Here is a 25,718-nt window from a genome sequence, read left to right as displayed (position 1 = left end):
GAATTCCTATATGGGAATATGATGGCAGTCATGGCACGAGCATCGACGACGTCGGACGTCTTCAACGCGATCGCCGAACCCCGGCGTCGGGACATCCTGGTTCTGCTGCGGTCCGGCGAACGACCGGTCGCCCAAGTCGCCGAGGAACTCGGCCTACCGCAGCCGGCGACGTCGAAGCACCTGCGGGTGTTGCGGGAAGTCGGACTGGTGCGTGACCGTCAGTCGGGCAAACAGCGGCTGTACGAGCTCGACGCCGACGGTCTGCGCACCGTCCACGAATGGACGGGCGGGTTCGAGCAGTTCTGGAATGCGAGCTTCGATCGCCTCGACGCCTACGTGCAGGAATTGAAGAAGGAGCGTTCATGACGTCGACGACGGCCGACCGCACGATAGTCGTCTCCCGCATGATCGACGCCCCGCGCGAGCTGGTCTTCGAGGCGTTCACCGAGGTGCGACATCTGTCGCAGTGGTGGGGACCGTCGGGGTTCACGACCACTACCGCGTCGTTCCAGTTCCGCGCCGGCGGCGTGTGGAACTTCACGATGCACGGCCCCGACGGCACCGACTATCCCGAGTGGATCACATTCGTCGAGATCACTCCACCTGAACGAATCACGTTGCGCCACGGCGAATTCTGTGACGATCCGAACGCCTTCGACTCGGTTCTCACCTTCGACGCCGCTGGCACCGCGACCAGCATCCAGATGCGAACAGTGTTCCCCACCAAACGATTACACGACGAGGCCGTCGAAAAGTATCACGCCATCGAGGGCGGACGACAGACCTTGGACAACCTCGCGACCTACGTCGCGTCGATTCGAACCGGAGGACAGAGCTGATGGCGGGCAAAGTGTTTTTCAGTGTGTCGATGTCGTTGGACGGGTTCATCGCACCCAGAACCTCCGACGAACTCATGGGCAAGCAGTGGATGGCATTGCAGCAGTGGGTTTTTCCGCAACGCTTCTTCCGGGGAAACGTCGGCCTCGGCGACGGCGGCGAGGAAGGCCGGGACAACGACATCCTTCGCGAGACCTTCGAACGGACCGGCGCCAGCGTCATGGGCAAACGCATGTTCGACGCCGGGGAGTCCGCCTGGCCCGAAGACGCCCCCTTCCACACGCCGGTGTACGTGGTGACGCATGAGCGGCGCGATCCCTGGGAACGATTGGGCGGCACTACATTTCACTTCGTCAACAGCGGCATCGAATCCGCGCTCGAGCAGGCCCGCGACGCCGCCGGCGATCGCGATGTGCGGATCGCCGGCGGTGGCGAGATCATCCTGCAGTACCTCAACGCCGGATCAGTGGACGAGTTCTCCATCGCGTTGTCGCCGGTGTTGTTCGGAGCCGGGGTGCGACTATTCGACGGGATCGACGTCGAACGTGTGGGGCTGGAAATGGTGTCAACGGAAGCGTCGGAGCGGGTGACGCATCTGGAGTACCGGGTGCGGCGCTGAGGCTCTGGTGACGGTGCGGTGATGCTTTGCGTAGGGGTGTGTACCGAAGGTCGTTCCCCGGTTTGGTCTTTCGGGTCACCGACCCCTCCACTTCGGTACAACCGCTCGTCCCTCGCGGTCACTCAGCACAGCGGTTACACCGAAGCTCGTTCCTCGCTTCGGCACTCGGGGAGCGGGGAAGGCACCTAAGCTCGTCTGCTTCGGCTCGCCCTCGCTCAGCACGGCACCTCGCTTCGGCGCTCGGTTCCGATGCGGCGACGGCGCCGCTATCCTCTGGTTGAGCGAGGCGAAGCCGAGTCGAAACCTCTTCGAAAACAATCGATTTCAACTGACAGTGCACGCCATGCCAGCGCTCACTCACCCAAAGCCCTTGCGTCACTATGGTTTCGACACGGACCTCGGCTAGCGCCTCGGACCGGCTCAACCAGCGGCGGTGGTGTCCCCCGTCGGCACTCGGGAGCGGGTCGGTGCGGCGCTGAAGCTCTGGTCACGGTGCCGTGATGCTTCGGGTCCGGGGTGCGTACCGAAAGTCGTTCCCCGGTTTGGTTCTTCGGGTCACCGACCCCTCGTTACACCGAAGCTCGTTTACTTCGACTCGTCCCTCGCTCAGCACGGCGCCTCGCTTCGGCACTCGGGGAGCGGGGGGGTCGGCACCGAAGCCCGTCTACTTCGGCTCGCCCTCACTCAGCACGGCACCTCGCTTCGGCGCTCAGTTCCGATGCGGCGACGGCGCCCCATCCGCTGGTTGAGCGAGGCGAAGCCGAGTCGAAACCTCTTCGAAAACAATCGATTTCAACTGAGAGTGCACGCCCATGCCAGCGCACACTCACCCAAAGCCCTTGCGTCACTATGGTTTCGACACGGACCTCGGCTAGCTGTAAGACCGGCTCAACCAGCGGAAGTGGTGTCCCCCGTCGGCACTCGGGAGCGGGTCGGTGCGGCGCTGAAGCTCTGGTCACTGTGCCGTGATCCTTCGGGATCTGGCTGCGTACCGAAAGTCGTTCCCCGGTTTGGTCTTTCAGGTCACCGACCCCTCGTTACACCGAAGCTCGTTCCTCGCTTCGGCACTCGGGGAGCGGGGACGGCACTCGGGGAGCGGGGTCGGCACCGAAGCTCGTTCCTCGCTTCGGCACTCGGGAAGCGGGAGCGGTCCCCTACATCGGCAGGTCCGGTGAGTCCACTCCTACTACTCGGTCGCCGCAGAATACTCGCACCGACTCGGCGGGGCCGTGGCCGCCGATACCCGATGGGCCCCAGAAGCTTTGGGCCGAGTCGTCGCCGAGGTCGGCGACTTTGGCTCCGTTGACCCGCACTTCGCCGGATCGGACGCGCGAACCGATCTCGATGGCTCGTTCGGTGTCGGTGGCGAAGACATAGGCGTCGAGTCCGGACGGATGCGCGTTCGCTACTCGCAACGCGTCCTCGTCGGAGTCGACCCCGTGCAACGACACGACCGGCCCGAACAGCTCCGCCGTCGTCTTGTCCGGATCCGAGCCGAACGCCACCGTCGGCGACAAGAAGTAGCCGGGTAGATCTGGTAGGGCGGCGGGCTGATCGATCTGCGCGCCCAGGCCCCGCAGGCCCTCGATGCGCTCGGTCAACGTCGCGAAGTGCGGGGCGTTCGAGATCGGCCCGACGTCGACCTGCTCGTCGAGCGAGTGCCCGATGCGCAGCTCGGCGATCCGCGCGACCACAGCATCGCGCAGTGGCTCTACGACACTGCGATGCGCCAGAATCTTTCCCGGACCCTCGCACCACTGCCCGTTGAGCTTCGTCATGCCCTCGACGATGCCGGCCGCCGTGACGTCGATGTCGGCGTCGGCGAGCACCAGCACCGGGTTGTTGCCACCCAGTTCGAGTTGCAGCACCTTGAAGTCGTCGGCGCCCGCCCGTGCGATCGCGCGGCCCGCTCCCGGTCCGCCCGTGAACGATACGACCGCGATCCGGTGGTCACCGGTGAGCGCCGCCCCGACGTCGCCACCGCCATGCACGAGTTGCAGTGCGCCACTGGGCAATCCAGCGTCGACGAAGCATTCGACGATGATCTGCGCACTGCTGGGCGCATGCTCGGACGGCTTCAGCAGCACCGGGCATCCGGCCGCGACCGCACTGGCGACCTTCGCCGCCGGAATGAAGCTGGGTCCGTTCCACGGTGTCAGGATCGCCGCGGGCCCCCACGGCACGCGATACAGCCGAACGTCGCGTCCCCCGGCGGCCAACGCGGTGACCCGGGGAATGTTCCTGGCTTCGGCTGCCGCGGCCCGAATGCGGGCCGGCAGGAACGCCGCGACCTTCCTGGTGGCGCTGATCGCCGTGCCGCTGGTCATCGAGTCGGTCCGGGCGATCTCTTCCAGTCGACCCTCGACGTTGGCGGCGACACGGTCGAGCAGGTCGGCGCGTTCACGGCGAAAGTCGTCGTCCCATCGCGCGGCGTCGTAGGTCCGCTGCGCATGCCGTACCGCCCGTTCGACGTCGGTCGAGCAGGTGGTCACCGCGCGGTGAATCGGCTCGCGAGTGTTCGGGTCGAGGTTCGCGCTGTCGAGCGGGTCGCCCTCGACCCACTCGTCGGCGATGTAGTTGATCGGTCGGGCGATGGTGGTCATTGCGCTGCCTCCGTTCGAGCTGAGTCTTGTAGTTGAACGACGATGCGCGTGACGTCGCCCGACGTCATCCGCTCGAAGCCGCTGTTGATTCGATCGAAATCGATGACGTCGGTGACCATTTCGTCGAGCATCAGCCGTCCCTGCTGATACATCCGGGCGAACTGTGCGATGTCTTCGCGCGCCTGCCCGGATCCCATGTACGAGCCGATCAGCTTCTTCTCGCTGAAGAAGAAGTCCGACGCCGGGACGCTCAATTCGGTGCCGCCGGGCGCGATGCCGACCAGACACGCGGTACCAGTCGGGCGCACGACGGCGAGCGCGGTTGCCGCGGTACGGGCCGAACCGACCGCTTCGAAGGCGTAGTCGACGCCGTCACCGAGTAACTCGCGCACCTGCCCGACGACGTCGCCGCCGCCGTTGACGACGTCGGTCGCGCCGTAGCCGCGGGCGGCTTTGAGCCGGTCGTCGTCGAGGTCGACGGCGACGATCGCCGACGCTCCGGCGAGTTTCGCGCCCTGGATGATCGCCGAGCCGACGCCGCCGCAGCCGATTACCGCGACGGTCGACCCAGGACGTACCCGTGCGCCGCGGAACACCGCGCCCACGCCGGTGACGATGCAGCACGAGAGCAGGCAGCCCACCTGCAGCGGCACGTCGTCGGGCAGTTTCACCAGGGAGTTCTGCCGAAGCAAGATGTGCTGTGAGAACGCGCCGACGTCGCCGAGACGCGCGATCGGGCGGCCGTCGGGCATCGTGAACGCCGGACGGGGGCGTCGGCGCACCTCGTCGATCCGCCGGCACTGGGTGGAATAGCCGGCGTCGCAGTTGGCGCAGCCGCCGCAGGACGGGGTGAGCGCACCGGTCACGCGATCCCCCGGCTGAAGGTCGGTGACCGCCGAACCGACCGATTCGACGATGCCCGCCACCTCGTGGCCGACGACGACGGGTACGTCGGTCGGGACGGTTCCGGTCATGTAGTGCAGGTCGCTGTGGCACAGGCCCACGTGGCTGACCGCGACCCGGACTTCGTTCGGCTCGGGGTCGTCGACGTGGATCGTCATCAGTTCGAGGGGTTCGCCGACGGTGGTGAGGACGGCGGCGCGGGTCGCGATCATTTGTTCACTCCTGCTTCGTTGATTCGCCCGTCTTTGGTTCGCCAGAAGCCTTCGATGCCCGCGGCCAGTGCCCCGCTGTGCCACGACTCGTCGGCGGCGGCGTCTTCGCGCGCGAACGCCCGTTCGATCTCCTCCGACGTCGGGCGGAGCAACGCCAGATGGAGTGCGGTGGTGTTGCCGTCCGGCGTCCAGGCATGGATCAGATCGATCGCATGCGCCACGAGCTCGCGCGGCTCGACCAGTTCGTCGACCAACCCGATGCGCACGGCCGCGTCTGCGTCGATGCGGGGCGAGGCCAGCACCATGCGCATCGCGTGATTGCGAACCAATCGGGTGAGCAGCAGGCTGGTCGCGTTCGAGATGGTCAGTCCCCGCGCGTTCTCCGGCTGGTAGTACACGGTGTTCGACGTCCCGATGCGGGCGTCGCAGCACAGGGTGATCTCCGATGCCCCGCCGACCGCGATTCCGTTGACCGCGGCGATCACCGGGACCCGGGTGTCGACGATGGCCCGGGTGATGTCGTGGAAACTCTCGAAGGTGCGTCGCAGCCCGTCGAAGTCGGTCGGCGGCGCAGCCAGATCCTCACCCGCCGAAAAGGCCCGGCCGGCGCCGGTCAGCACGATTCCACGCAGCCGCTCGCCGGTCCCGTGTTCGCGGATCAGCGCGGCGAGGCGGAGCCGCATCGCGACGCTCAAGGCGTTCAGCTTGTCGGGCCGATTCAGGGTGATCACTCCGACGTTTCGAATCACCTCCCACCGGACTAGTTCGTTGTGCCCCGATTCGCCCGTCGACGACGCGATCTGCGGCGCCATGTCATATGTCGTACCCGGCATTGCCGTTGTCCTTTCCTTGAGCACCGACTTGGCGACCCGCTCGGAGGGGGTGCGCGGAAGGTCGGTGACGAATTCGATGTATCGCGGAACTTTGAAGCGGGCGAGTTGGCCACGGACACGCGCGACGATCGCCTCCGCGGTCGCCCGATCGGCGACCACGGCGTCGGCGAGCTGGATGAACGCCTTGACCTCCTCGCCGAAGACGTCGTCGGGCACGGCGACGACGGCGGACGCGACGATCACGTCGTCGCGCTCGAGTGCCGCCTCCACCTCGACGCTGGCGATGTTCTCCCCGCCGCGTCGAACCATGTCTTTGATGCGCCCGACCAGCCGGATCGCGCCGCCCGCGTCGCGGACGACGACGTCACCGGTGTGCAACCAGCCGTCGCGCAGGGTGCGCTCGGTCTCCTCCGGCCGATTCCAGTAGCCGAGCATCATCGGACGCCCCGACACCACCAGTTCGCCGGGTTCGCCGTCGGCGACGGCGGCACCGTCGGGGCCGACGACGTCGACCCGTTTGCTCGGCACCGGGTGTCCGATGCTGCCGCCGCCGACCGCGGTGAGATCGTCGAACGGGCTGATCAGATCGATGCCCGACTCGGTCATTCCGTAGACCTCGCGCCACGGCGCACCCCAGCGCTGCTCCAGCGCACCGTGCAGCGCGGTCGGGATCGCCGAGCACAAGACCATCCGCAGGTCGTTGTCGCGATCGTCGTCGCTCGGCGGCTGCTTGAACAGCAGTGTCGGCATGGATCCGAGCACATAGAAGAAGGTCACGCGGTGGCGTCGCACGTCGGCCATGAATCCCGACGCCGAGAACCGCGGCAACACGACGAGCGGTGCGCCGGTGGTCAGCGCCAGCACGGTGTTCCACTGCGGGTCCATGTAGGAGAACGGCTGGGCGGTCAGCAGGACGTCGTCGGGGCCGAGTCCGGTTGCGCCGGCACACGTCCACGCGATCCGCACCCAGTAGTCGTGGGTCAGCATGCACGCTTTGGGGAAACCCGTGGTACCCGAGGTGTACTGCAGATTCGCCAGCGTTTGCGCGTCGACGGCGACGTCGGGGGCAGTCGTGGAAAACCGGTCGGAAGCGTCGTCGGCGACGTCGACGATGCCGACGCCGCTCAGCCCGACGTCGGCGGCGACGGTGTCGCGGACCAGCTCGACGTGCCCGGCGTCGGTGAGGACCAGCAGCGCACCGGAATCCCGCAGCACGAACCCGAGGTCGGCCGCGCGGTAGGCCGAATTGATCGGCACCGCGACGGCGCCCGCCTTGAGCACCGCGAGCCACACCACCGGCCATTGCACGACGTTGGGCAGCATGATCGCGACCCGATCGCCGGGTGCCACGCCGTCGACCTCGATCAGCCGGTGCGCCAACCTCGACGTCTGCTCGTCGATCCGCCGATACGACCACGACTCGTCGTCGAATCGGAACAACTCGGCGTCGGGCCGCGCGGCTGCTCCGGCCGCCAACAGCGCCACCACGGTCGGCACGGTCGGCGACTCCCCGATCTGATCCGCGGCGACCGCCGGCCGCCACAACTTCTCGTCAACACACATGACTCGCCTCCTGACGTGCCGATTCGGTGACCACCCAGGCCAGTGCCGGGTCGTCGTCGCGCATCCACTCGGGATGCCACTGCACCCCGAGGATCGGTGCCCCCGGCACCTCGATCGCCTCGACGACGCCGTCGGGCGTGCGGCCACTGACGACGATTCCGTCGCCGCAGCGATCCACCGCCTGGTGGTGCCACGAGTTGGTGGTCGCGCTGTCGCCGAACACCGCCGCGGCAGTCGAGCCCGGCTCGAATGTCACGACGTGCTCGACGTCGCCGTTGGAGGGTGCGGCCAGCGCCGACAGATGCGCAATCGGACCGGCGGGCAGGTCGGTGACGAGCGTCCCGCCGAGGGCGACGTTGAGCACCTGCATGCCGCGGCAGACGCCGAGCACCGGGATGCCACGGGCCATCGCCGCTGTGACCAGCGCGAGTTCGTAGTCGTCGCGCTCGGGGTCGTGCGCATTCGGGTCGGTCCGCGGATCGATGCCGCCGACCACCGAGACGTCGCCGCCCCAACGCGCGGGGTGTACATCCTGGCCGCCGGTGATCACCACCCCGGAGAGCCACTCGCAGACGTCGGCCGGATCGGCGTCGTAGGAAAGTTCGACCGGAACTGCGCCGACGCGCGCGATCCGCGTGGCGAAGTCGGACATGTAGGTGTCCATGCAGGCGGCGCCGTATCTCGCGTCGGCGCCCGCGACGAGACTCAGTCGAAAGCGGCGGCCGGTGATCCCGACCAGCGGTTTGCGGCTCATGAGAACTCGAAATAGCGTTTGGACTCCCACTGCGAGAGTTCGGTGTACGGGTCGCCGCCCTTGGTGTGGAACTCCATCCACTCCCAGCGTCGCGAGGCCACCCAGAAGTCGACGAACTCGTCGCCGAGGTACTCCCGGAGGATCTCGTCGGCGTCGAGCGCGGCGATCGCCTTCGACATGGTGTCGGGGATGCGGCGTACTCCGGCGTCGTCGGGCAGGCACCACGCCATGTCGGTGACCTCGTCGGGCGCGGGGAGCTGCCGTTCGATGCCGGCGATGACGCCGGCCAGCACGACCGCCAGCGCGTAATAGGGATTGACGTCGGATCCCGGTAGGCGGTATTCGAGTCGCGAGTATTTCGGGTGTCCGGTGATGGCGCGCACCGCCGCCGTCTTGTTGTTGATTCCCCAACTGATCATCGTGGGCGGTCCGGAGAGGTCGACGAGGCGTCGGTACGAGGTGATCTGCGGCATCGCCACTGCCGTCGCGCCGGCCATCGTCGTCAACAACCCGCCGATCGCGCTGAGCATCAGCTCCGACGGCCCGTCCGGTGTGTAGAACTGGTTGACACCGTCACGCTGCAGGGACAGATTGACGTGCGCGCCCTGGCCGAAGCCCGCCGTCGGCTTGGCCATGAAGGTGACCGAATGGCCACGGGCACAGGCGATCTCGCGCATGACCTGCTTGGTTCGAATCCAGGCGTCGCCGACGCCGAGCGGATCGGCGGGCGCGAGGTTGAGTTCGGTCTGACCGGGAGCGGCCTCGTCGGTCCACGCCTCCCAACTGATACCGAGTTCGTCGAGCCGTGCGACGACGGCTTCCATGTAGTCGATCCAGTCCTGCGAGCGGGCCAGGTTGTAGGTGGACCCGGTGTCGCCACCGAGCGGAGTCAGGTCGCGATAGCCGCGGGCCCGGGCCTCCTGGATCGATTCCTCGAACAGCGTCGTCTCGATCTCGACGGCGACGGTCGCCGTGTACCCCAGCCCGGCCAGCCGATCCACGAGCCGGCGGACCATGTTGCGCGGACAGATCGGGACCGGTGTGCCGTCCTTGAGCCAGAAGTCACCGATCACCGAGTCGACGCCCGGCTTCCACTGCACCAGCGTCGACATGTCGGGGAGCAACGCGATGTCGTAGAGGTTGCCCCGCCACTCCGGGAACGCATCGCCCAGCACGATCTCGGTACCGAGGTCGATGGCGAACAGGATGTCGGCGAACGCGAAGCCGGAGTCCTTACCGGACGCGAACTTGTCGGCCGAGACGTTCTTGCCCAGGTAGCTGCCGTCGTGGTTGGTGGCTTCCAGGCGATACGCCCCGGTGGGGGCGGTGGTGAGTTCAGACATCGAATCGAACCTTCCAGGAGGCAGCGGTCATCACCGACAGCTGCGATAACGTGCCCTGCACGGCCAATCCGGCCGACAGTGCGTCGATGAGGTAGTCGGCACCGCTGAACACCCCGGCCAAGACGTCGGCGCGGCCCGACATCCGATACCGATCGGGACCGGCACCGAACTGCGCCTGCTCGGGGCCGTCCGGGCCGTCGACGGTGACGATCAAGACGTCGGGGATGCCGTGGATATCGCGGGTGAGTGCCCAGAACCGGGCTGCCGCGTCCCGCCACGCCGGCGGTGCGGGCCGCAGCGCGCGCTGCACGTCGTCGGCGAGTTCGGAGTCGGCTGCCGGTTCGGTGCGCGGGGCGAAACGATTGTCGACGTCGACGACAAGGGTCGCGTCGGGTTCGCCGGACACGCCGCCGGCGACCGTGACCCGACCGTCGTCGAATACGATGGTCGCGCATTGGGGAGTGTTGTGGGAGCGTACGACGACGGTGCCGGACGAGCGGTCGAACACGTCGGACGCGTGGCCGGTACGGGCGGCGGCGTCGAGCGTGCGGCCGATCAGTCGGACGATCGGAGTGGCGTCGTCGTCGATGACGATCGAGACCGTCGTCGGCGGTCGGTTCGGAAGTGTGGCGGTTTCAGTCATTGGTGGTTCCTCTCAGAAAGCGGGAGTGGTAACGGGTCGGACTATTCGATGGCCTGAAAGACGTCGGGGCGCGTGCGACGCAGTGCGAGCGCCCAACCGAGTCCGCCGACGAAGGCCAGCGCGATGATCGCGAGGAACACGTCGGCTCCCCATCGTGAGCCGATCAGCAGCTCGAAGTTTCCGACGACGAGCGCGAGAATCGTTGCGAGACAAGCGAAGGCGATGGTCGGCGCGATGGTTCCGGCCCAGAGCGACACCGGCCGCCGGGAGCGCCCGCGAGCGGCGCCAATCGACGCCGGCCGCCGGGAGCGCTGGCGAGCGGGGCCAATCGACGCCGGCCGCCGGGATGCACCGCGGAAATGTACGACGACGGCGAGCGAGGCGAGTGTCAGGAGGACGATGAGCCCGAGGGTGCCGGCACCGCCGAACCAGCCGTAGATCTCGACGACGGGATCGAGTCCGACGATCGCCATCGCGGCCAACACCACCGTGACGACCGCGGAGGTCACCAGCGATGCCGCCGACGGCGACCGATGGACGGGATGCACCTCGCCGAGCACGCGGGGCAATGCGCGCTGACGACCGAGCGAGAAGAGGTAGCGAGACACGACGTTGTGCGCGGTGAGCACGCAGGCGAAGAAGCTGGTGACCAGCAGCACCTGCACGACGTCGTGGGCGGCCTTCCCCACGAACTGGGCGGCCAATCCGGAAGCCAGCCCTTCGGGATCGTCGGCCGCCGCTTGGACGGCATGGTCGACGCCGAGTCCGACGATCATCGCCCACGACGAGAACGCGTAGATGACGGCGATGAGCGCGACGGCGATGTAGGTGGCCCGCGGGATCGTTCGATCGGGATCCTTCGCCTCGGACCGGAACACGGCGGTGGCCTCGAACCCGACGAAACCGAAGACAGCGAACATGATGCCGGTGCCGGTGGCGCCGCCGGTGAAAGCGTCGACGGTCAGCGGCTTTGCAGTCAGTCCGTCGGCGCCGCCACGCAGCACGATGGCCAGATCGACGACGAGGACGATGGCTATCTCGGCGACGAGCAGCACCCCGAGCACTCGCGCGCTCAGTTCGACGTTGCGGTAACCGAGGAAGCCGATGGCGGCCAGGCCGATCGCCGCGGGTATCCACCACGGCACCGACGCACCCGCGAACGTCTGGACGACGTTGCTCGCCGCGGCTCCGAGATAGGCCGAGACGGCCACCATCAGCAGCGTGTAGGTCACGACGGCGAGCGCGGCCGCACCGAGCCCGACCGTGGTACCGAGCCCGCGCTGGATGTAGGAGTAGAACGCTCCCGCGTTGCGGACCTCGGGTGTCATCGCCGAGTAGCCCACCGTGAACAATCCGAGCACCACGCCGACGATGACGAAGTCGACGGGTGTGCCGATGCCGTTGCCGGTACCGAGCATCAGTGGAATCAGCCCGGCGAAGACGGTGAGCGGTGCCGCCATGGCGACCACCATGAATACGATCTGGGGCACTCCGAGAGTCCGGTCCAGATCCGAGCCGACACGCGCCGGCTGATCCGCACGCTGTTGAGTCATAGCGGCTTCTTTCGTCTTTTCGTTCGATGGAGGGCCGGGTGATTACCCGAAATCGATGTGATCGAGGTAACTTGAGCTTACCGATCGTTCGGCAAGGAACCAGGTGCATCTTGCACCCTCCTGTTTGTGTCAGTGCAACACTGTGACGGAAGATCGGTGCATATCGTCGCGAGACAACAATTGAGAGGTGTGTGATGGAAACCGAGACGCGGATCAGGGCAGCCGCCGTCGGCCTGTTCGCCAGTCGTGGTTACGCCGCGAGCAGCATCCGTGAGATAGCGAAGGAGGCGGGCGTCTCGAACGCGGGGATCTACCATTTCGTCGACAACAAGGAGGCCCTGCTCGTCGACGTCATGCGGGAGATGCAGCGCAAGCTCACCGACGCGACGCGCAGGGCGCTCGTCGGCGTCAGCCGTCCCGAAGCGCGGTTGTCGATCCTCATCAGCGGTTTGGCCGGGGTACACCTCACCAGCCCCAAGACCGGCCTGGTGGCCGACACCGAGATCCGTGCCCTGACGCCCGGCAGCGGCGCCCACACCGAGATCATCGCGATGCGCGACGACTATGAGAGCCTCTGGCGCGACGCGATCCGCGACGGCGTCGACGACGGGGTCTTCCGCGTCGGAAACCAACGGCTGACCCGGCTCGCTCTGCTCACCATGTGCTCAGGTGCGAGCGAGTGGTATCGGCCCGACGGTGCCGACGACGTCGCGTCCATCTCGCGTGAACTGGTCGGCATCGGACTCGCCGCCGTCCGCGCGCGGCGCGACGGTCGGGAAACGACGCTCGACGAGGTCCCGCTGTTCGCCCCGGCCGACATCCCGCGCGCCGACTGGGAGCCGGGCGAAGTCACTCGCCCGGTCTGGCGTGAACGGTAAGGTGCGGACTGTGGATCCACTCTGGACACGGCCGAGCGACCGGATCTGCGAGCTGATCAGGGTGGTCACCGAGGGCATGCTGGCGTCGTCCGACGAGATCATCGACGAACTGCAGCTCGCGTCCCAACAGGGCACCCGCTACCCCGCGATCGTCGACGACCCCGAGTTCGTCCAGGCCGATCGACAGATGGGCAAGACATATCTGTTCCACTGGCTGTCGTCGAACCTGCAGGACCCCGGCCTGCGTGTGCCGCCGTGCGTCGACTCCGGAGTCCGGCAGTACGCCCGCGACGCGGTGCGGCGCGGGATGGATATGAACGACCTGGGGTCCTGGCGCGGCGCCCAGCACACCATGTGGGACCGCTGGGTGGACGGGTGCTTTGCGGCGACCAGTGATCTCACCGAACTCCGCGCGTTGATCAAGGTGTCCGAACGGTCCGTTTCGACTTTCATCGACGATTCGATCCTGGAACTCAACGCGTACGTCGATCAGGAGCGCACGGAACTCGTGCGCGGCGTGAACGCACAGCGGCAGGCCACCGTCCAGTTGCTGCTCGAAGGTGCACCGATCGGCCGGACCCTCGCGGAGACCCAGCTCGGCTACTCACTCGCGGGAAGCCACCTCGCCGCGATCATCTGGCTCGACTCGAACGACGACGACGCCACCCGCCTCGACGCCGCCGCCGAGGTGGTCCTTCGACTGTGCGACGCTCCCCGCCGACTGACGCTGAACGCCAGCACCGCGACGCTCTGGCTGTGGCTGCCCGCCGGTGTCGCACCGCAGGTACAGCGGTGCGAGGCGGCGCTGGCCGAGCTTCCCGGCGTGCACGTCGCGTTCGGCCGCCCCGCACGCGACCTGGACGGATTCCGGCGCAGCCACCTCGACGCCGCCTCGGCGCAGCGCGTCCTCGCGCGGGTGGGATCCGCCCGCCGGGTGGTCCGCTACGAGGACGTCGCCCTGGTGGCGGTACTCACCACCGACATGGCGCAGGCCGATCAGTTCGTCGCCGACACCCTGGGTGACCTCGCGACCGCCGATCGGGTGCTGCGGGAAACGGTGCTGACCTATGTCCGCGAACGATTCAACGGGTCGAGCACCGCCGAGCGGATGTTCACCCATCGCAACACCATCGAACGACGCTTGACCCGCGCCGACCAGCTGTTGCCTCAGCCGTTGGCCGACGATGCGGCCAGCGTCGTCGCCGCTCTGTCACTGGTCGCGCTTCGCGATTCGCCCTGAGACGGCGCTGATTCGCCCGCGAGTACTTCCCGGGCGGCTCGCTCACCCGCACTGACCGCGCCGTCGAGATAGCCCTGATTCAGCACGGCCGTCTCGGTGCCGGCCCAGTGAATCCGGCCGACCGGCGTTCGGTCGGCGTCGGTGTACTGCGTCAGCAACCCGGGCGGGCGTGACGCGACGCAGCCCGAGATCCACGGCTCATGCGTCCAATCCTTCTCCAAGTAGGCGATCGGATGCGCGGCCTGCGGCCCGAACAACGTGGTCAGCGCCTGCAGGAAGGCATCGCGTCGAGCGTCGGGGTCGTCGAGGACGGCGTCGGGCCAGTGCAGCCCGTACCCGGCTCCGGCGGTCCCGACGAAGGTCAGCAGGATTCCGACACTGCCGTCGGGCGGGGAATTGTCGACGACGTAGCCGGCCATCGGCAGGTCGGTGAGCGCCTGGCCGTTGAGGCCCTGCTCTCGCCAGAACGGCGTGTCGTAGACGGCGAAGAGTTTGCTCTCCGACCCGCCGGACAGGCGGCGTTGCAGCATCCGCCGTCGCGCCGGTAGATCGGCGATGGCGATCCGCCCGACGTCGGCGGGCGACATCGCGACGATGACCCGCTTTGCGTCGACGTCGACCCGGGCGGACCGGACGAGTACACCGTCGGCGTCCTGGCGGATCTCGGTGACCGGAGAGTCGAGGACGACGTCGGGCCCCAGAGCGTCGGCCATCCGCTGCGCGATCAGCGCGGAGCCGCCGACGACCCGCGACTCCTGAGCACCGTCGGTGATCTCGATCATGTGGTTGAGTCCGCCGCTCGCGGCGATGCGCTGCAGCTGCACCAGCATCGAGGTGCTGTGCAGGTCTTCGGCGTTGGTCACGGTGAGCGCGACGGTGAGGATCAGCTTCGCCTCGTCGGTCCACGCGTTGGCGTCGAGCCAGTGTCCGAAGGTCCGGCTGTCCCACGCACGCGCCTTGCGGGCCCGCCAGGGCTCGTCGATCGGCACGGACCTGGCCATCCGCTCCAGCCGGATCTGCAGCTGGGCGAAGTCGGCGAGTACCAGCGGGCTCAGCGGCGGGACCGTGCCGTCGTACTTCTTCGTCTTTCCGTTGCGCAGGTAGATCGACTTGCCGTCGACGAATGTCTTGAACGTGTCGAGCCGGAGTTCGTCGATCAATGCGAGCACGCTGTCCTGACCGGGTCCGACCCACTGCCCACCGCCCTCGGTGATCACGCCGTCACCGACGTCGAGGTTGACGGTACGACCACCCACTCGATCACTCGCTTCGACGACGACCACAGATTTTCCGGCGCCGGCGAGTCGTCGTGCCGCGGTGAGGCCGGACACCCCCGCGCCGACGATCACGTAGTCGGCGCTGCGCCGTGCCGTGCTCATTTCCCGATCTCCTGTCCGGTGGTGGCTCCGACGTGTGCGACGACGTGATCGGCGATGGTGAGCGCCAGCGCGTCGGGCAGGTGATGTCCCATCCCCGGTACGACGATGTGCCTGCTGTCGCCGATCGCGGCCGCGGTGGCCTCCCCGCCCGACGGTGCGACGATGAGATCGCGGTCGCCGTTGACGATCAGCGTCGGGGCGGTGATCGTCGCCACCTCGGCGGTGCGGTCACCGGAGGCCTGAATCGCCTGGATCTGGCGGGCGGTTCCGGCGGCAGAATCACCGTCGGTGCGATTCCAGGTGGTCACGGCATGCGCGGTCTCCTCCACCTCGTCGAGCGGATAGCCGACGCCGGCCAGGTGCGCGGTCATCCGCAGGTGTTCCCGGACGAACTGGACGCGGTTCTTCGGCGGTGGACTGACCAGCATCAACATCGTCGACGTCGCCGGCTGCCCGACCTTCTTGTCGCCCGTTGTGGAATACAGCGACGTCAAGGTCGCGACACGCTCCGGATACCGGGCCGCGATCGTCTGCGCGATCATGCCGCCCATCGACCGGCCGACCACGTGCGCAGCCCCGATGTCGAGGTGGTCGAGTAGGGCGACGGCGTCGGCCGCCATGTCGGCGAGGGTGTAGGCGTCGCGTCGGGGGCGGGCGAACAGCTGTCGCAGGGTGTTCGGCGGCGCGGCGTCGATGAAGGTCGACCGTCCGCAGTCACGGTTGTCGAGCCGGATCACCCGGTAGCCGACGGTCACCAGGGAGGTGACGAAACGCGGCGACCAGGTGGTGAGATCTTCGGCGAGACCCGCGATCAGCAGGATCGGCGGCGCATCGGGTGCACCGTCGACCCGGTAGCACACACGCACGCCGCTGCGCAGTGTCGCGAACTCGTCAGTGACATAGTCGGACGGGACGTGGTCGGCGGGGATGTGGTCAGACATGTGCCACCTCGCTCGCCCGAACCGCGCTGGAGCTCAGCTTCAAGTTGGCGGCGTCGAGCAGCGGCCCGCGCAGCCGCTTGGCGTCCTCCGGGTACGACATCGACATCTTCCACGGCCCCTCGCCCTGCTTGGGGATGGTGGCGCGGGCGCGTAGCGCGTAGCCCGAGCTCAAGTCCATGATCGGGCGAAGCGCCATGGCCGGGTCAGGCTCGACGCGGGCGGTGTCGTAGCCGTGTTCGTCCATGTGCTTGACCAGTCCGACCACGTACCGGCACAGCATGCCGATCTTCAGCGTCCACGACGACGTCGTGTAGCCGACGGCCATCGCGAGGTTCGGGACCCCGGACAGCAGCGTGCCGCGGTAGACCACCGACTTGGTGATGTCGACCGGCTCGTCGTCGACGACGATGTCGATGCCGCCGAGCATCCGCATCACCAGCCCGGTCGCGGTCACGATGACGTCGGCGTCGAGGTGCTCACCGGATTCCAGCAGGATCCCGGTCTCGGTGAAGCGGACGATACGGTCGGTGACGACCGAGGCGGCACCGGTGCCGAGTACGTCGAAGAAGTCGCCGTCGGGCGCCATGCACAGCCGCTGATCCCACGGATCATAGGGCGGGTTGAAGTGCGTGTCGACGTCGTAGCCGGCGGGCAGCGCCTTCTTGTTGACCGAGCGGATCAGTCTCCGGCCGGCACGGGGAAAGGTCCGCAGTCCCTTGACGATGCCGCGGTCCATCCAGACGTTCTTGAACCTGGTGAGCGCGTAGCCACGGCGTACGCCGAAGACCTTGGTCAGTTTCAGCGCGAGCGTGTCGACGCGCGGGAAGGGCAGCACATAGGTCGGGGTGCGCTGGAGCATCGTCACGTGGGCGGCTGCGCCGGGTCCGTTCAGCATCGCGGGCACCAGCGTGATCGCGGTGGCGCCGCTGCCGATCACCACGACCTTCTTGCCGCTGTAGTCGTAGTCTTCGGGCCAATGCTGCGGGTGAATGATGTCGCCGGCGAAATCCTCCCGGCCGTCGAAGTGCGGGGTGAAGCCCTCGTCGTAGCGGTAGTAGCCGGTCCCCGCGAAGATCCAGTTGGTGCTGATGCACTTGGTGGCCACGACTGCGCCGTCGGCGTCGACGACCTCGACATGCAGCGTCCAGCGCGCGTCGGTGCTCGACCAGCTCGCCCGCGCGACCCGGTGTCGGAGGGCGATCAGGCCGGTCAGGTCGAACTCGTCGACGGTGTCGCGGAGGTAGTTTCGAATCAGCGGTGCGTCGGCGATCGCGGAACGATCCTCCCACGGCTTGAATTCGTAGCCGAACGTGTGCAGATCCGAATCGGACCGGATTCCCGGGTAGCGGAACAGGTCCCATGTCCCACCGATATTGGAGCGCCCCTCCAAGACGATGATGCGCCTATTCGGGAATGCCTCCCGGAAATACTGCACGGCACCGATGCCGGAGATTCCGGCACCGATGACGACGAGGTCGTATTCCTCGGTGATGGGGTGCTTGTCGGTACTCGGTGCCGATGTGCTCATCGCGATTCCCTTCGGTCGGTGCGATTGCGGTATGTCCAACACAATGCCCGCCCCGCGATGTGATCTACCACACCGTCGTGCCCCAACTCGATGGACTGCATGTTGCAGGATGCACCATCGTGCCCGAATTGTCCTGCCATGTGGCACTCGATGTTGCACCATGTCGTGTTGCTCGCGATTCGAGGTGCACGACGCCGTAGCGAGCGGCGCTCGGCTCGCGCGACGCTTACTGCATCGAGAAAGAGACCCACATCACACAGGGAGCAGGTCATGGCCGTCTGGGAATTACTGATATCCGTCTCGGATATCTGGATGATCATCATCGGAGCCGTCTTCGGAATCCGATTCATCCGAAATCATCGGAACTATCTCATCGGCCTGGAATGGCTCGTCATGGCGACCTCGGGAACGAATTTCCTGATCTACGGTCTGATCAAAGCCGGCCCGGGTACGCCGATCTATCACCTCGCATTCTTCTTCGACGCATTCTCCCGATCGATCGGGTTTACCTTGATCCTCGCGTTGGGGCTGATGAAAGTCACCCACCGGTTCCATCCGCCGAAGTCGGTCGATATCGCACTGTTCGCCCTGGCCGCGGTGTTGGGATTCGTGTTGTCGGAATATTCGGTTCAGCTCGGTACGGCAGGAAAAGCGTTCATGCTGTTCACCGCATTGGCGGTGTCGGGATTCCTGTTCTATTTCGCGGCGCGCCTGTGGGCGATCGGCGAGCGCACTCACTCGATCTGGATCGGCGTCGCCACGGTACTCAATATCGTGATCGCCTCGATCTACGACTTCTGGCACATCCCCGGCGACGACGCCAATCACACCATCTTCTACACATTCGCCCTGTTCACATGGGGTCTGGCGATGATGGTCGTCTACTACGGCTACACGGCATTCGACGCTCACAACAAGCGCGTCGACGCCTTGGATTCCGCCGCGGCCGACCGTGAACGCTCGGCACTTCGGTGATCGACACCACGATTATCACGAGGAAAGAACAATGACCGATATCGGCCTTGTGCCCGAGAACACTGTGCTCGCCGGCCCGTCACGACGATGGGCGCTCATCGCGATGGGCGCATTCATGGTCACCATTACCAACGCGGTGATCTTCGTCCTGCCACCACTGCTGACCGTCATCCAAGCCAGCTACGGCCTGGAGACGATCGCCCAGACCACCTGGATCTACACCGCGCTCACGCTCGGTGGCGGAGCGGGATTCATCCTTCTACCCCGGCTTGCCGACGTTCACGGCGACCGCAACGCAGCAGTCCTCGCCTCGGCGCTGATGGCCGCCGGCGCGGCCATCCCGGCAGTCGGCGATTCGTATCCGACGCTGCTGGTCGGCTGCGCGATCATGGGTGTCGGCGGCGCCGCCCAGCTGCTGCCGTTGGGATTCCTGCGCCGTGGTCTGGGCGAGAGCGGTACCGCGATCGGTGTCGCAGTGCTCGTCGTCGCGACCGGGGTGGGCATCGTCGTCGGCATGATCGGCGGCGGGTACGTCGTGGAGAATCTGTCGCTGCGGGCCTTCTATGTGATCCTCGCCGTGCTGTGCGCCGCGATGATCGTGGCGGCGCTCGCCGTCATTCCGCACACTCCGCCCGCCGAGCCCACCGCACGTATCGGCGTCGTCGGCACCCTGTGGATGATCGGCTGGGTCGCGGCGATCCTGTTGACGCTGACGCAGGGACTCGTCTGGGGCGCCGCCGCGTTGATTCCGCTGTCGGTCGGGATCGTCGGCGGTATCACCTGGGTGCGTCATCAGCGTCGTACATCGGCCGCGGTCTTCGACGTCGCGCTGATGAAATCCCCACTGGTCGCCGCGTCGTGCCTGTGCATCGCCCTGTTCGCGGCCGTGAACGCGGCCTTCCTGCTGCTGGTGAGCACCTACACCCAGATCATCCCGACGGCCCTGCGACCGGCCGACGCCTACGGCCTCGGTCTATCCGCGCTGCAGACCGGGTGGCTGATGGTCCCGTTCGCGGTGACCTTCCTGATCGGCGGCATCGTCGTCGACCGGCCGGTCGCGGCGGGCCGGGTGATTCCGGTCTTCCTGGTCGGCGCCGTCATCAGCGTGGCGGGTCTCGCCTGGCTCGCCGACTTCCACGACGCACGATGGCAGTACCTCGTCGGAGCGGCGGTGATGGGTCTGGGCTGCAGCATCGGCTACGCCGCCGGATTCGCCACCGTGCAGCGGGCCGTGCCGGAGGCCGCGGCCGGGATGGCGTCGGGCGTCGCGGGCACCTTCATGGCGGTGGGATTCGCCTTGGGCACCGCCCTGATCAGCGGCGATCTGAGCGCGGCACTGATTCCGGTACCGGGGACCCATACCGAGGTGGCGGCCAAGGGCCTGTACGGCGTCGGCTACTGGCTGTCCGCCGCACTCGCGGCGGGTGTCCTGCTCACCGTCGGGATCTCCCGAGCACGTCGATCGCGACGCGGCGCACCGAGCGCCGCCTGACCTGAACAACCGAATGGAGATGATCTCGATGACTACCGATAACGTCCAGTACAGCACGTTCACCGGCTGGGTAGACCCGCCGACCGATGTGCGCGACGCCTTGACCGACAACCTCACCTGCCAGGTCGCCGTGATCGGCGGCGGTCTGGCCGGGATGTCGACAGCACTGCGACTCGCCCAGCGGGGCGTCGACGTGGTGCTGCTGGAAGCGCGGTTCTGCGGGCACGGGTCGAGTTCCCGCAACGCCGGCCAACTGGCCAGCGCGCCCGGCGGCGACATCCAGCTGCTCAATCTGTTCTTCGGCAAGCGGATGCCGGCGATGGCGCGGTTGACCGAGCACGCCGCCGCCTACGTCGAGCAGCTGATGGCGACATTCGACATCGACTGCGACTACGAACAGACGGGCAACGTGTTCGCCGCGGTGTCGCGCGGCCAGTTCGGTCGGGTGCGGCGGGTCGCGAAGATCCTGCGCGGCGCGGGCATCGAGACCGAACTCGGCACCAGCGAAGAGCTCGGCATCCCGCGCGGATTCGTCGGGGGCATGCGCGAGGTGAACGGCGGCATCATGAACCCCGGTAAGTTCACCCGCGGAGTCCGCGACGCCGTGCTGGCGTCGCCGGTACGAGTGTTCGAGCAGTCGAAGGTCACCGACTTGACGCGCAGCGCGGGCGGCGTGGTGGTGTCGACGCCGGGCGGAGTAGTTCGCGCCGACAAGGTCGTGCTTGCGACGAATGCGTTCGCCGGAGAATGGGACGTCACACCGAGGCGGCTGTCCTCACCGATGTGGGTCACCGAGGCGGAGACCGAACCGATCGATCCGCAACGACTCGCGGCACTGGGCTGGACCAGCCGGTCCGGGTTGGTGACCCAGCACAACATCATGGAGAACTACCGGCTGACCTCGCGAAACACCATCGTGTTCGGGGTCCGCCGGATCGAGCGCGCGACGAGCTATCCGCTGCCCGACCGAGCGCCCGATCCGAAACTCGTCGCCGAACTGGCGCGCGGGTTCGCAACCCGGTTCCCGACGTTGGCAGACGTGCGCGTGCAACGTGCCTGGGGCGGTTGGATCGCGATCACCTCGTCGTGGTTGCCGCTGGCCGGCCAGCTCGGCGAGCACGTCTACTACTCGGTCGCGTGCAATGGGCACGGGCTGGCCCAAGCTCCCTATCTCGGGTCACTCATCGCCGACCTGATCGTCGACGGCACCCGGCACGACGACCTCGACGCCGTATGGCAGGCCGAGCCGAAATTCGCCCCGCCGATGATGATGGGCCCACTGGGACTGCGGACGATCTGGCTGGTCGATCGCTTCAACGACCTGATCAACGGGAGCCGACGCAACGCACGGAAAGGCAGCCGGGTCGACGTCGGGGAGCCGCAGGTCGAGCAGCGCTCGTTCCTGTCTGCTGGCTGAGCCGAGGTCGTGCTCGTTACTTCCCCCGCTGGTTGAGCCGGGGTCGTGCTCGCCCCTCCCCCGCTGGTTGACGCTGAGGTCGTTCCTCCCCGCTGGTTGAGCCGAGCTCGCCCCTCCCCCGCGCTGGTTGAGCCGAGCTCTCCCCTCCCCGCTGGTTGAGCCGAGCTCGACGAGCGCTAGCGAGCCGCGCTCGTGTCGAAACCCGGCGAGACAAATTCCCAACTGTCCCAAGGAGTTCGGTTGCGGTGGCGTGTTGTGCTCAGGTGGTTACGACACGGGCCTACGCTAACGCTCCGGCCCGGCTCAACCAGCGGATGGCCCGGCTCAACCAGCGGATGAACGGCGGCAACCAGCGGATGGGCCGACCCTCCCAACGCGATGTCGCGTCAACTTCAGTTCACCGTGATTTCATCTATCACCTCGGGCGGGTACCCGCGATAGCGTCCCCTTCCTATGTCCACCTCCAAGACGCCTGTAGTTCACCTTGCGTTACGGCGGCCCTTCGTGGCGGAGCATCGACTGGCGACGGTCGACGGCGACGGCGTGTCCGTCGGCTCGGCGGCACCAACCGTCGTCGACGTACTCTTCGACGACACGTGGGTGTGGTCCTTCCAATCGGGCCGCGACACGCGTCGAGTGTGGCGAGTCGGTTCGCCGAACCATCTCGCGACGTGGCCGCAGAGCCTACGTCCATACCTGCGGGGAACCGCGCATGTGACTGTGCGAGAACGTACTTCAGCACGAACACTCTTCGACGACGACTACGCGTTCGATGATTCGGGTGGCCGCGTCAGCATCGTCGATCGTGCGGGACGCCCGCTGACGGTCGACAAGGCGGGCGACCTGCAGTGCGCCTTCGCCGAGCGCGGTCAGGCCACCATCGACACCCTGCTCGATGCCGTCGAAGACGTATTGGGACGGCTGACCGACGCCGGCGTCGACGCCTTTCTCGCCTACGGGGCTCTGCTCGGCGCGGTCCGCGAGGGGAGGTTCATCGCGCATGACTCCGACGCCGACGTCGCCTACCTCAGCCGACACCGGACCCCGGTCGAGGTGATGCGCGAGTCATTCGCTCTCGAACGCCTGATGATCGAGGCCAGCTACTGGACCTGGCGATTCTCCGCGGGTGACTTCAAGGTGATCGTGCCCGACGCCGAGGGCGGACGCGCGATCGACGTGTTCGCCGGGTTCGTCGTCGAGGATGTCTTCTACCTGTTGCCGGAAGTGGCATCGACGACGTTCCGCCCCGAAGTCGTTCTGCCGCTTGGGAAAGTCGAACTGCATGGCCGGTCGATCGTCGCACCGAACAACCCCGAGGCACTGCTGGAGATCACCTACGGCCCGGGCTGGCGGGTACCCGACCCGTCGTTCAAGTTCGACGTCCCGCGCTGGGCGCGGCATCGACTCGACGGCTGGTTCCGGGGCAACGACGGCAACCACGACCACTGGTGGCCGTTCTACTTCGGGCAGTCGCAGAAGTCCGTGCCGACCGAGCCGTCGGCCTTTGCACGATGGGTCGACGGCCGGGAGTCGCCGGACACCCAGATCGTCGACATCGGCACCGGCACCGGGCGGGACGCCTTGTGGTTCGCACGGCAAGGCCATCAGGTGCTGGGCCTCGACTACGTGCCGGCGGCAACCGAGCGCGCCGGGATCCTCGCCGACGAGGAAGGTCTGCCGGCACGATTCAAGACACTGAACCTCTACGACGCCCGGCAGGTGCTCGGCATCGGCGGCGAACTCGCACACCGGGACGAGGCGCCAGTTCTATACGGCCGCTTCCTCATTCATGCTCTGCAGGACGCCGGACGAAAGAATCTGTGGCGAATCGCCAGAATGGCGTTGCGGCGCGGCGGCCGGTTCTACCTCGAGTTCCGGACCGGGCTCGACGCCGACGCCGAGCACGAGTTCGGCGAACACTTCCGCCGCTACCTCGAACCCGACGCCGTGGTGGCCGAAATCGAAGAGGCCGGCGGCCGCGTCGAATACTGCGAAGCCGGTCATGGTTTCGCCGTCTACAAGCAAGAAGACCCTCACGTATGCAGATTGGTGGCGACATGGCGACTTTGAAATCCATACTCACATCGTCGGGCGAACGGTTCACCCGGGCGACGGACGCGGTGGCCAGGCTGCGTCGATTGCCCACGCGCTTGCGAGAATTGGAACGCGAGGTGCAGGAGACGCAGCGTCTGCATCAACGCGTCGCCGAACTCACCGACATCGTCGCCGAGGTACTTGTGCCCGCGGCAGATCGCGACGATGAGCGGCTCAAGGCGGTGCTGACGAAGTACAACGCGACGTCGTTCTAGGCTCGGGCGGTGACTGTGGACCGCCCTGCAGATCGGCGCGGTCGAGCCCCGGCGCAGGCTGAGCGCCGGGGCTCTGCGGCAGATGCGGGATCAGTCGGTCACCACTGGGTGAAGTCGGCGTTGACGTTGGGGTAGCCGCTGGACACGTGAGCGTTGAGGAAGTGGTGTCCGCCGCTGACTCCGCTCATCGCGGTGTTGACGTTGCCCTTCATGTTCTCCACCTCGTAGTTGGCCTTGGGGCCGACCATGCCCACCCGGTAGACGACGTTGACGGTGAGGTAGTCGCCGGTGGGGGCCACGGCGGTGACCGTTTCGGTGGCGCCGGGTGCGAGGTAGCCGCGGGGACCGTTGATCCAGTGTCCGGTGCCGCCGGTGGACGAGCCCATCAGGAACTCCGGCTGTGCCGAGCGGTTGGTGATGGTCATCGTGGTGGTGGGCTCGCCGGGGTGTGTCACGGGCATCGTTCCGGCATTGGCGACGCCGGCGGCGCCCAGTGCGATTCCAACGGTGGCGGCGAGTCCGGCCACACCTGCGGTGATCCGCTGCGAGGTCTTCATGATGTCTCCTTCTGTCGGTGTCGGGGGCGTTGGTCGCTTCCGGCGATGACACTTACTCTGCCGTTGAAGCGACCGATGCGAACTCCGCCGACCGGTTGATCGGGCGGAGGATTCCGCTGTCCACCGATCAGGGGACCTACTGCGCGTCCGGCGTCGTCAATCGCCAGAGAATCGTCGCCGCGCCGCACCTCATCCGGCCGATCGGACTTCGCGGGTCGTAGCCGAGTTCCCTCGTCAGCGCCTCGTGGCGGGCCTGCACCGATGAATGGTGCATCCCGAGCCGGGCTGCCGCCGCGCGAATGCTGTCGGATTCGACGAGCGCACGCAGAACCTCGAATTCGAGGGCGCTGAGGCGACCGATCGCGGTCACGTCGTCGTGCGGAACGTCTGGGTCGTAGACCTGTGCGAGCTGGAGAATCGCTCCCAGAGAGGTCGCGTCGATGACCGGATCGGCGGTGTCGGCCAGACGGTATGCGACAATCGCACCGTTCCACGACGTCGGGGCGTGATCAGCCCGTACCCACCGGCCGAGCCCAGCAACGACATCGGGCGCGACTCCCGTTGTGTCGAGAGTCGCTCGCAGCATCCCGTAGCGGGTGGAGACGATCGTCGACGTCGCGCCGGGGATCGCGTCACCAATCGCCGTCGCGATCAGCCGAATCCGCGCCCCCGCGTCGACCCGAAGCCGTGCCAGCACAGCTGCCCGCTCGCCGATGGGCGTCGACTCGTCGACGACGGTGTCGAGCCCATTGCCCGAACCGCGTCGGGCGTCGAGCAGTTCGACGGCCAATGCGAGCCGCTCGACCACCATCTCGTCGTTGGCATGCAGTTCACCGTCGCGCTCCAGCCAGATGTCGAAGCCTGGTTGGACGCGTTCGGGGTGTCGTGCCGTGACCTCCGCGTCGAGGCGTCGACCGCCGGCGCTGAACCTGCTGACTCGTCCGCGACGCTGCGCGCCGGCGACCGTCCCCGACATCGCCGCCGCCGCGCGCAACAGCCCGTCGAGCCCCACCCCGGACGCCACCAGGGCGTCGAAATAGGCGACGACCTTGAGGGTTTCACTGGCCACCGGGTCCAGGGCGGTGAGTCGCCCGACGAGCTCCTGCATCTGGTCTCCAATGCGTTGTCGGAGGTCAGCC

The 25,718-nt window shown here is 67.0% G+C and carries 22 protein-coding genes; 10 read left to right on the top strand and 12 right to left on the bottom strand.

From position 1 onward, the window contains the following. Window positions 1-30 precede the first annotated feature (30 nt). The 3 genes from HH308_RS20085 to HH308_RS20075 are packed head-to-tail and all read left to right on the top strand — an operon-like array spanning window position 31 to window position 1,456. Window positions 31-366 carry an ArsR/SmtB family transcription factor gene (locus HH308_RS20085; protein ID WP_170196027.1) on the top strand — a complete coding sequence of 112 codons (336 nt, stop codon included), beginning with the start codon at window positions 31-33 and terminating at the stop codon, window positions 364-366. Then, on the top strand, window positions 363-839 hold the full coding sequence (locus HH308_RS20080; protein ID WP_170196026.1) for an SRPBCC family protein: 477 nt from the start codon (window positions 363-365) through the stop codon (window positions 837-839). The genes HH308_RS20085 and HH308_RS20080 overlap by 4 nt, the downstream gene beginning before the upstream one ends. After that, window positions 839-1,456: a dihydrofolate reductase family protein gene (locus HH308_RS20075; protein ID WP_170196025.1), complete on the top strand. Its 618-nt coding sequence runs from the start codon at window positions 839-841 to the stop codon at window positions 1,454-1,456. Before HH308_RS20080 ends, HH308_RS20075 begins: the two co-directional genes overlap by 1 nt. Window positions 1,457-2,610: 1,154 nt before the next feature. Here the strand turns inward: HH308_RS20075 and HH308_RS20070 are convergent. The 7 genes from HH308_RS20070 to HH308_RS20040 are packed head-to-tail and all read right to left on the bottom strand — an operon-like array spanning window position 2,611 to window position 11,863. Then, on the bottom strand, window positions 2,611-4,059 hold the full coding sequence (locus HH308_RS20070; protein WP_170196024.1) for an aldehyde dehydrogenase family protein: 1,449 nt from the start codon (window positions 4,057-4,059) through the stop codon (window positions 2,611-2,613). Then, window positions 4,056-5,174, bottom strand: a complete 1,119-nt coding sequence (locus HH308_RS20065) for a Zn-dependent alcohol dehydrogenase (RefSeq protein ID WP_170196023.1) — start codon at window positions 5,172-5,174, stop codon at window positions 4,056-4,058. Before HH308_RS20065 ends, HH308_RS20070 begins: the two co-directional genes overlap by 4 nt. Next, window positions 5,171-7,570 carry an AMP-binding protein gene (locus HH308_RS20060; RefSeq protein ID WP_170196022.1) on the bottom strand — a complete coding sequence of 800 codons (2,400 nt, stop codon included), beginning with the start codon at window positions 7,568-7,570 and terminating at the stop codon, window positions 5,171-5,173. Before HH308_RS20060 ends, HH308_RS20065 begins: the two co-directional genes overlap by 4 nt. Beyond that, complete coding sequence (locus tag HH308_RS20055) at window positions 7,560-8,324, bottom strand: gamma-glutamyl-gamma-aminobutyrate hydrolase family protein (RefSeq protein WP_170196021.1); 765 nt, start codon at window positions 8,322-8,324, stop codon at window positions 7,560-7,562. Before HH308_RS20055 ends, HH308_RS20060 begins: the two co-directional genes overlap by 11 nt. Next, window positions 8,321-9,667, bottom strand: coding sequence for a glutamine synthetase family protein (locus HH308_RS20050; RefSeq protein WP_170196020.1), 1,347 nt, complete (start codon window positions 9,665-9,667; stop codon window positions 8,321-8,323). The genes HH308_RS20055 and HH308_RS20050 overlap by 4 nt, the downstream gene beginning before the upstream one ends. After that, window positions 9,660-10,310: a hypothetical protein gene (locus tag HH308_RS20045; protein WP_170196019.1), complete on the bottom strand. Its 651-nt coding sequence runs from the start codon at window positions 10,308-10,310 to the stop codon at window positions 9,660-9,662. Before HH308_RS20045 ends, HH308_RS20050 begins: the two co-directional genes overlap by 8 nt. A 41-nt stretch (window positions 10,311-10,351) precedes the next feature. Then, window positions 10,352-11,863, bottom strand: coding sequence for an APC family permease (locus tag HH308_RS20040; RefSeq protein ID WP_170196018.1), 1,512 nt, complete (start codon window positions 11,861-11,863; stop codon window positions 10,352-10,354). Window positions 11,864-12,057: 194 nt separating this feature from the next. Between HH308_RS20040 and HH308_RS20035 the strand changes: the two genes are divergently transcribed. Both HH308_RS20035 and HH308_RS20030 read left to right on the top strand, forming a co-directional pair. Further along, window positions 12,058-12,741: a TetR/AcrR family transcriptional regulator gene (locus HH308_RS20035; protein WP_170196017.1), complete on the top strand. Its 684-nt coding sequence runs from the start codon at window positions 12,058-12,060 to the stop codon at window positions 12,739-12,741. A 10-nt stretch (window positions 12,742-12,751) separates the two neighbouring features. Further along, entirely contained in the window at window positions 12,752-13,981 is a 1,230-nt protein-coding gene (locus HH308_RS20030) for a PucR family transcriptional regulator (RefSeq protein ID WP_312870739.1), read from the top strand. Here HH308_RS20030 and HH308_RS20025 read toward each other — a convergent pair. Genes HH308_RS20025 through HH308_RS20015 form a run of 3 tightly spaced genes read right to left on the bottom strand, consistent with a single transcriptional unit; the run spans window position 13,909 to window position 17,829 of the window. Further along, window positions 13,909-15,360 carry a flavin monoamine oxidase family protein gene (locus HH308_RS20025; protein ID WP_170196016.1) on the bottom strand — a complete coding sequence of 484 codons (1,452 nt, stop codon included), beginning with the start codon at window positions 15,358-15,360 and terminating at the stop codon, window positions 13,909-13,911. The two genes, HH308_RS20030 and HH308_RS20025, sit on opposite strands and share 73 nt — an antisense overlap. Then, entirely contained in the window at window positions 15,357-16,301 is a 945-nt protein-coding gene (locus HH308_RS20020) for an alpha/beta fold hydrolase (protein ID WP_170196015.1), read from the bottom strand. The genes HH308_RS20025 and HH308_RS20020 overlap by 4 nt, the downstream gene beginning before the upstream one ends. Beyond that, the gene (locus tag HH308_RS20015; protein WP_170196014.1) at window positions 16,294-17,829 is read right to left on the bottom strand and encodes a flavin-containing monooxygenase; all 1,536 of its coding nucleotides are present in this window, start codon (window positions 17,827-17,829) and stop codon (window positions 16,294-16,296) included. Before HH308_RS20015 ends, HH308_RS20020 begins: the two co-directional genes overlap by 8 nt. 270 nt (window positions 17,830-18,099) lie before the next feature. Here HH308_RS20015 and HH308_RS20010 point away from each other — a divergent pair, with 270 nt between their 5' ends. The 5 genes from HH308_RS20010 (at window position 18,100) to HH308_RS19990 (ending at window position 24,022) form a co-directional block, all read left to right on the top strand. Continuing rightward, the gene (locus HH308_RS20010; protein ID WP_170196013.1) at window positions 18,100-18,804 is read left to right on the top strand and encodes a transporter; all 705 of its coding nucleotides are present in this window, start codon (window positions 18,100-18,102) and stop codon (window positions 18,802-18,804) included. Between the two features lie 31 nt (window positions 18,805-18,835). Next, complete coding sequence (locus HH308_RS20005) at window positions 18,836-20,296, top strand: MFS transporter (protein WP_170196012.1); 1,461 nt, start codon at window positions 18,836-18,838, stop codon at window positions 20,294-20,296. Window positions 20,297-20,324: 28 nt separating this feature from the next. Further along, the gene (locus HH308_RS20000) at window positions 20,325-21,713 is read left to right on the top strand and encodes an NAD(P)/FAD-dependent oxidoreductase (protein ID WP_170196011.1); all 1,389 of its coding nucleotides are present in this window, start codon (window positions 20,325-20,327) and stop codon (window positions 21,711-21,713) included. Between the two features lie 504 nt (window positions 21,714-22,217). Further along, entirely contained in the window at window positions 22,218-23,783 is a 1,566-nt protein-coding gene (locus tag HH308_RS19995) for a class I SAM-dependent methyltransferase (protein WP_170196010.1), read from the top strand. Then, window positions 23,771-24,022 carry a DUF6752 domain-containing protein gene (locus tag HH308_RS19990; RefSeq protein WP_170196009.1) on the top strand — a complete coding sequence of 84 codons (252 nt, stop codon included), beginning with the start codon at window positions 23,771-23,773 and terminating at the stop codon, window positions 24,020-24,022. Before HH308_RS19995 ends, HH308_RS19990 begins: the two co-directional genes overlap by 13 nt. Before the next feature lie 98 nt (window positions 24,023-24,120). Here HH308_RS19990 and HH308_RS19985 read toward each other — a convergent pair whose 3' ends face one another. Both HH308_RS19985 and HH308_RS19980 read right to left on the bottom strand, forming a co-directional pair. Continuing rightward, complete coding sequence (locus HH308_RS19985) at window positions 24,121-24,579, bottom strand: fimbrial biogenesis chaperone (RefSeq protein ID WP_170196008.1); 459 nt, start codon at window positions 24,577-24,579, stop codon at window positions 24,121-24,123. Window positions 24,580-24,715: 136 nt separating this feature from the next. Further along, a partial coding sequence (locus HH308_RS19980; RefSeq protein ID WP_211188665.1) for a hypothetical protein occupies window positions 24,716-25,718 on the bottom strand: 1,003 nt, incomplete at its 5' end.

The organism is Gordonia asplenii (assembly GCF_012933505.1).
GTDB classification, from domain to species: Bacteria; Actinomycetota; Actinomycetes; order Mycobacteriales; family Mycobacteriaceae; genus Gordonia; species Gordonia asplenii.
The sequence above is the reverse complement of the archived record's forward strand: the minus strand, read 5'-3'. Positions and strand labels throughout refer to the sequence as shown.

Bases quoted from the DNA above. Each gene is read 5' to 3' on its own strand.
- HH308_RS20070 (WP_170196024.1), bottom strand. From the start codon at position 4,059: ATGACCACCATCGCCCGACCGATCAACTACATCGCCGACGAGTGGGTC.
- HH308_RS20080 (WP_170196026.1), top strand. From the start codon at position 363: ATGACGTCGACGACGGCCGACCGCACGATAGTCGTCTCCCGCATGATC.
- HH308_RS20065 (WP_170196023.1), bottom strand. From the start codon at position 5,174: ATGATCGCGACCCGCGCCGCCGTCCTCACCACCGTCGGCGAACCCCTC.
- HH308_RS20020 (WP_170196015.1), bottom strand. From the start codon at position 16,301: ATGTCTGACCACATCCCCGCCGACCACGTCCCGTCCGACTATGTCACT.
- HH308_RS20015 (WP_170196014.1), bottom strand. From the start codon at position 17,829: ATGAGCACATCGGCACCGAGTACCGACAAGCACCCCATCACCGAGGAA.
- HH308_RS20060 (WP_170196022.1), bottom strand. From the start codon at position 7,570: ATGTGTGTTGACGAGAAGTTGTGGCGGCCGGCGGTCGCCGCGGATCAG.
- HH308_RS20045 (WP_170196019.1), bottom strand. From the start codon at position 10,310: ATGACTGAAACCGCCACACTTCCGAACCGACCGCCGACGACGGTCTCG.
- HH308_RS20055 (WP_170196021.1), bottom strand. From the start codon at position 8,324: ATGAGCCGCAAACCGCTGGTCGGGATCACCGGCCGCCGCTTTCGACTG.
- HH308_RS20005 (WP_170196012.1), top strand. From the start codon at position 18,836: ATGACCGATATCGGCCTTGTGCCCGAGAACACTGTGCTCGCCGGCCCG.
- HH308_RS19990 (WP_170196009.1), top strand. From the start codon at position 23,771: ATGGCGACTTTGAAATCCATACTCACATCGTCGGGCGAACGGTTCACC.
- HH308_RS19985 (WP_170196008.1), bottom strand. From the start codon at position 24,579: ATGAAGACCTCGCAGCGGATCACCGCAGGTGTGGCCGGACTCGCCGCC.
- HH308_RS20000 (WP_170196011.1), top strand. From the start codon at position 20,325: ATGACTACCGATAACGTCCAGTACAGCACGTTCACCGGCTGGGTAGAC.
- HH308_RS20085 (WP_170196027.1), top strand. From the start codon at position 31: ATGGCACGAGCATCGACGACGTCGGACGTCTTCAACGCGATCGCCGAA.
- HH308_RS20075 (WP_170196025.1), top strand. From the start codon at position 839: ATGGCGGGCAAAGTGTTTTTCAGTGTGTCGATGTCGTTGGACGGGTTC.
- HH308_RS20040 (WP_170196018.1), bottom strand. From the start codon at position 11,863: ATGACTCAACAGCGTGCGGATCAGCCGGCGCGTGTCGGCTCGGATCTG.
- HH308_RS20050 (WP_170196020.1), bottom strand. From the start codon at position 9,667: ATGTCTGAACTCACCACCGCCCCCACCGGGGCGTATCGCCTGGAAGCC.
- HH308_RS20010 (WP_170196013.1), top strand. From the start codon at position 18,100: ATGGCCGTCTGGGAATTACTGATATCCGTCTCGGATATCTGGATGATC.
- HH308_RS20025 (WP_170196016.1), bottom strand. From the start codon at position 15,360: ATGAGCACGGCACGGCGCAGCGCCGACTACGTGATCGTCGGCGCGGGG.
- HH308_RS20035 (WP_170196017.1), top strand. From the start codon at position 12,058: ATGGAAACCGAGACGCGGATCAGGGCAGCCGCCGTCGGCCTGTTCGCC.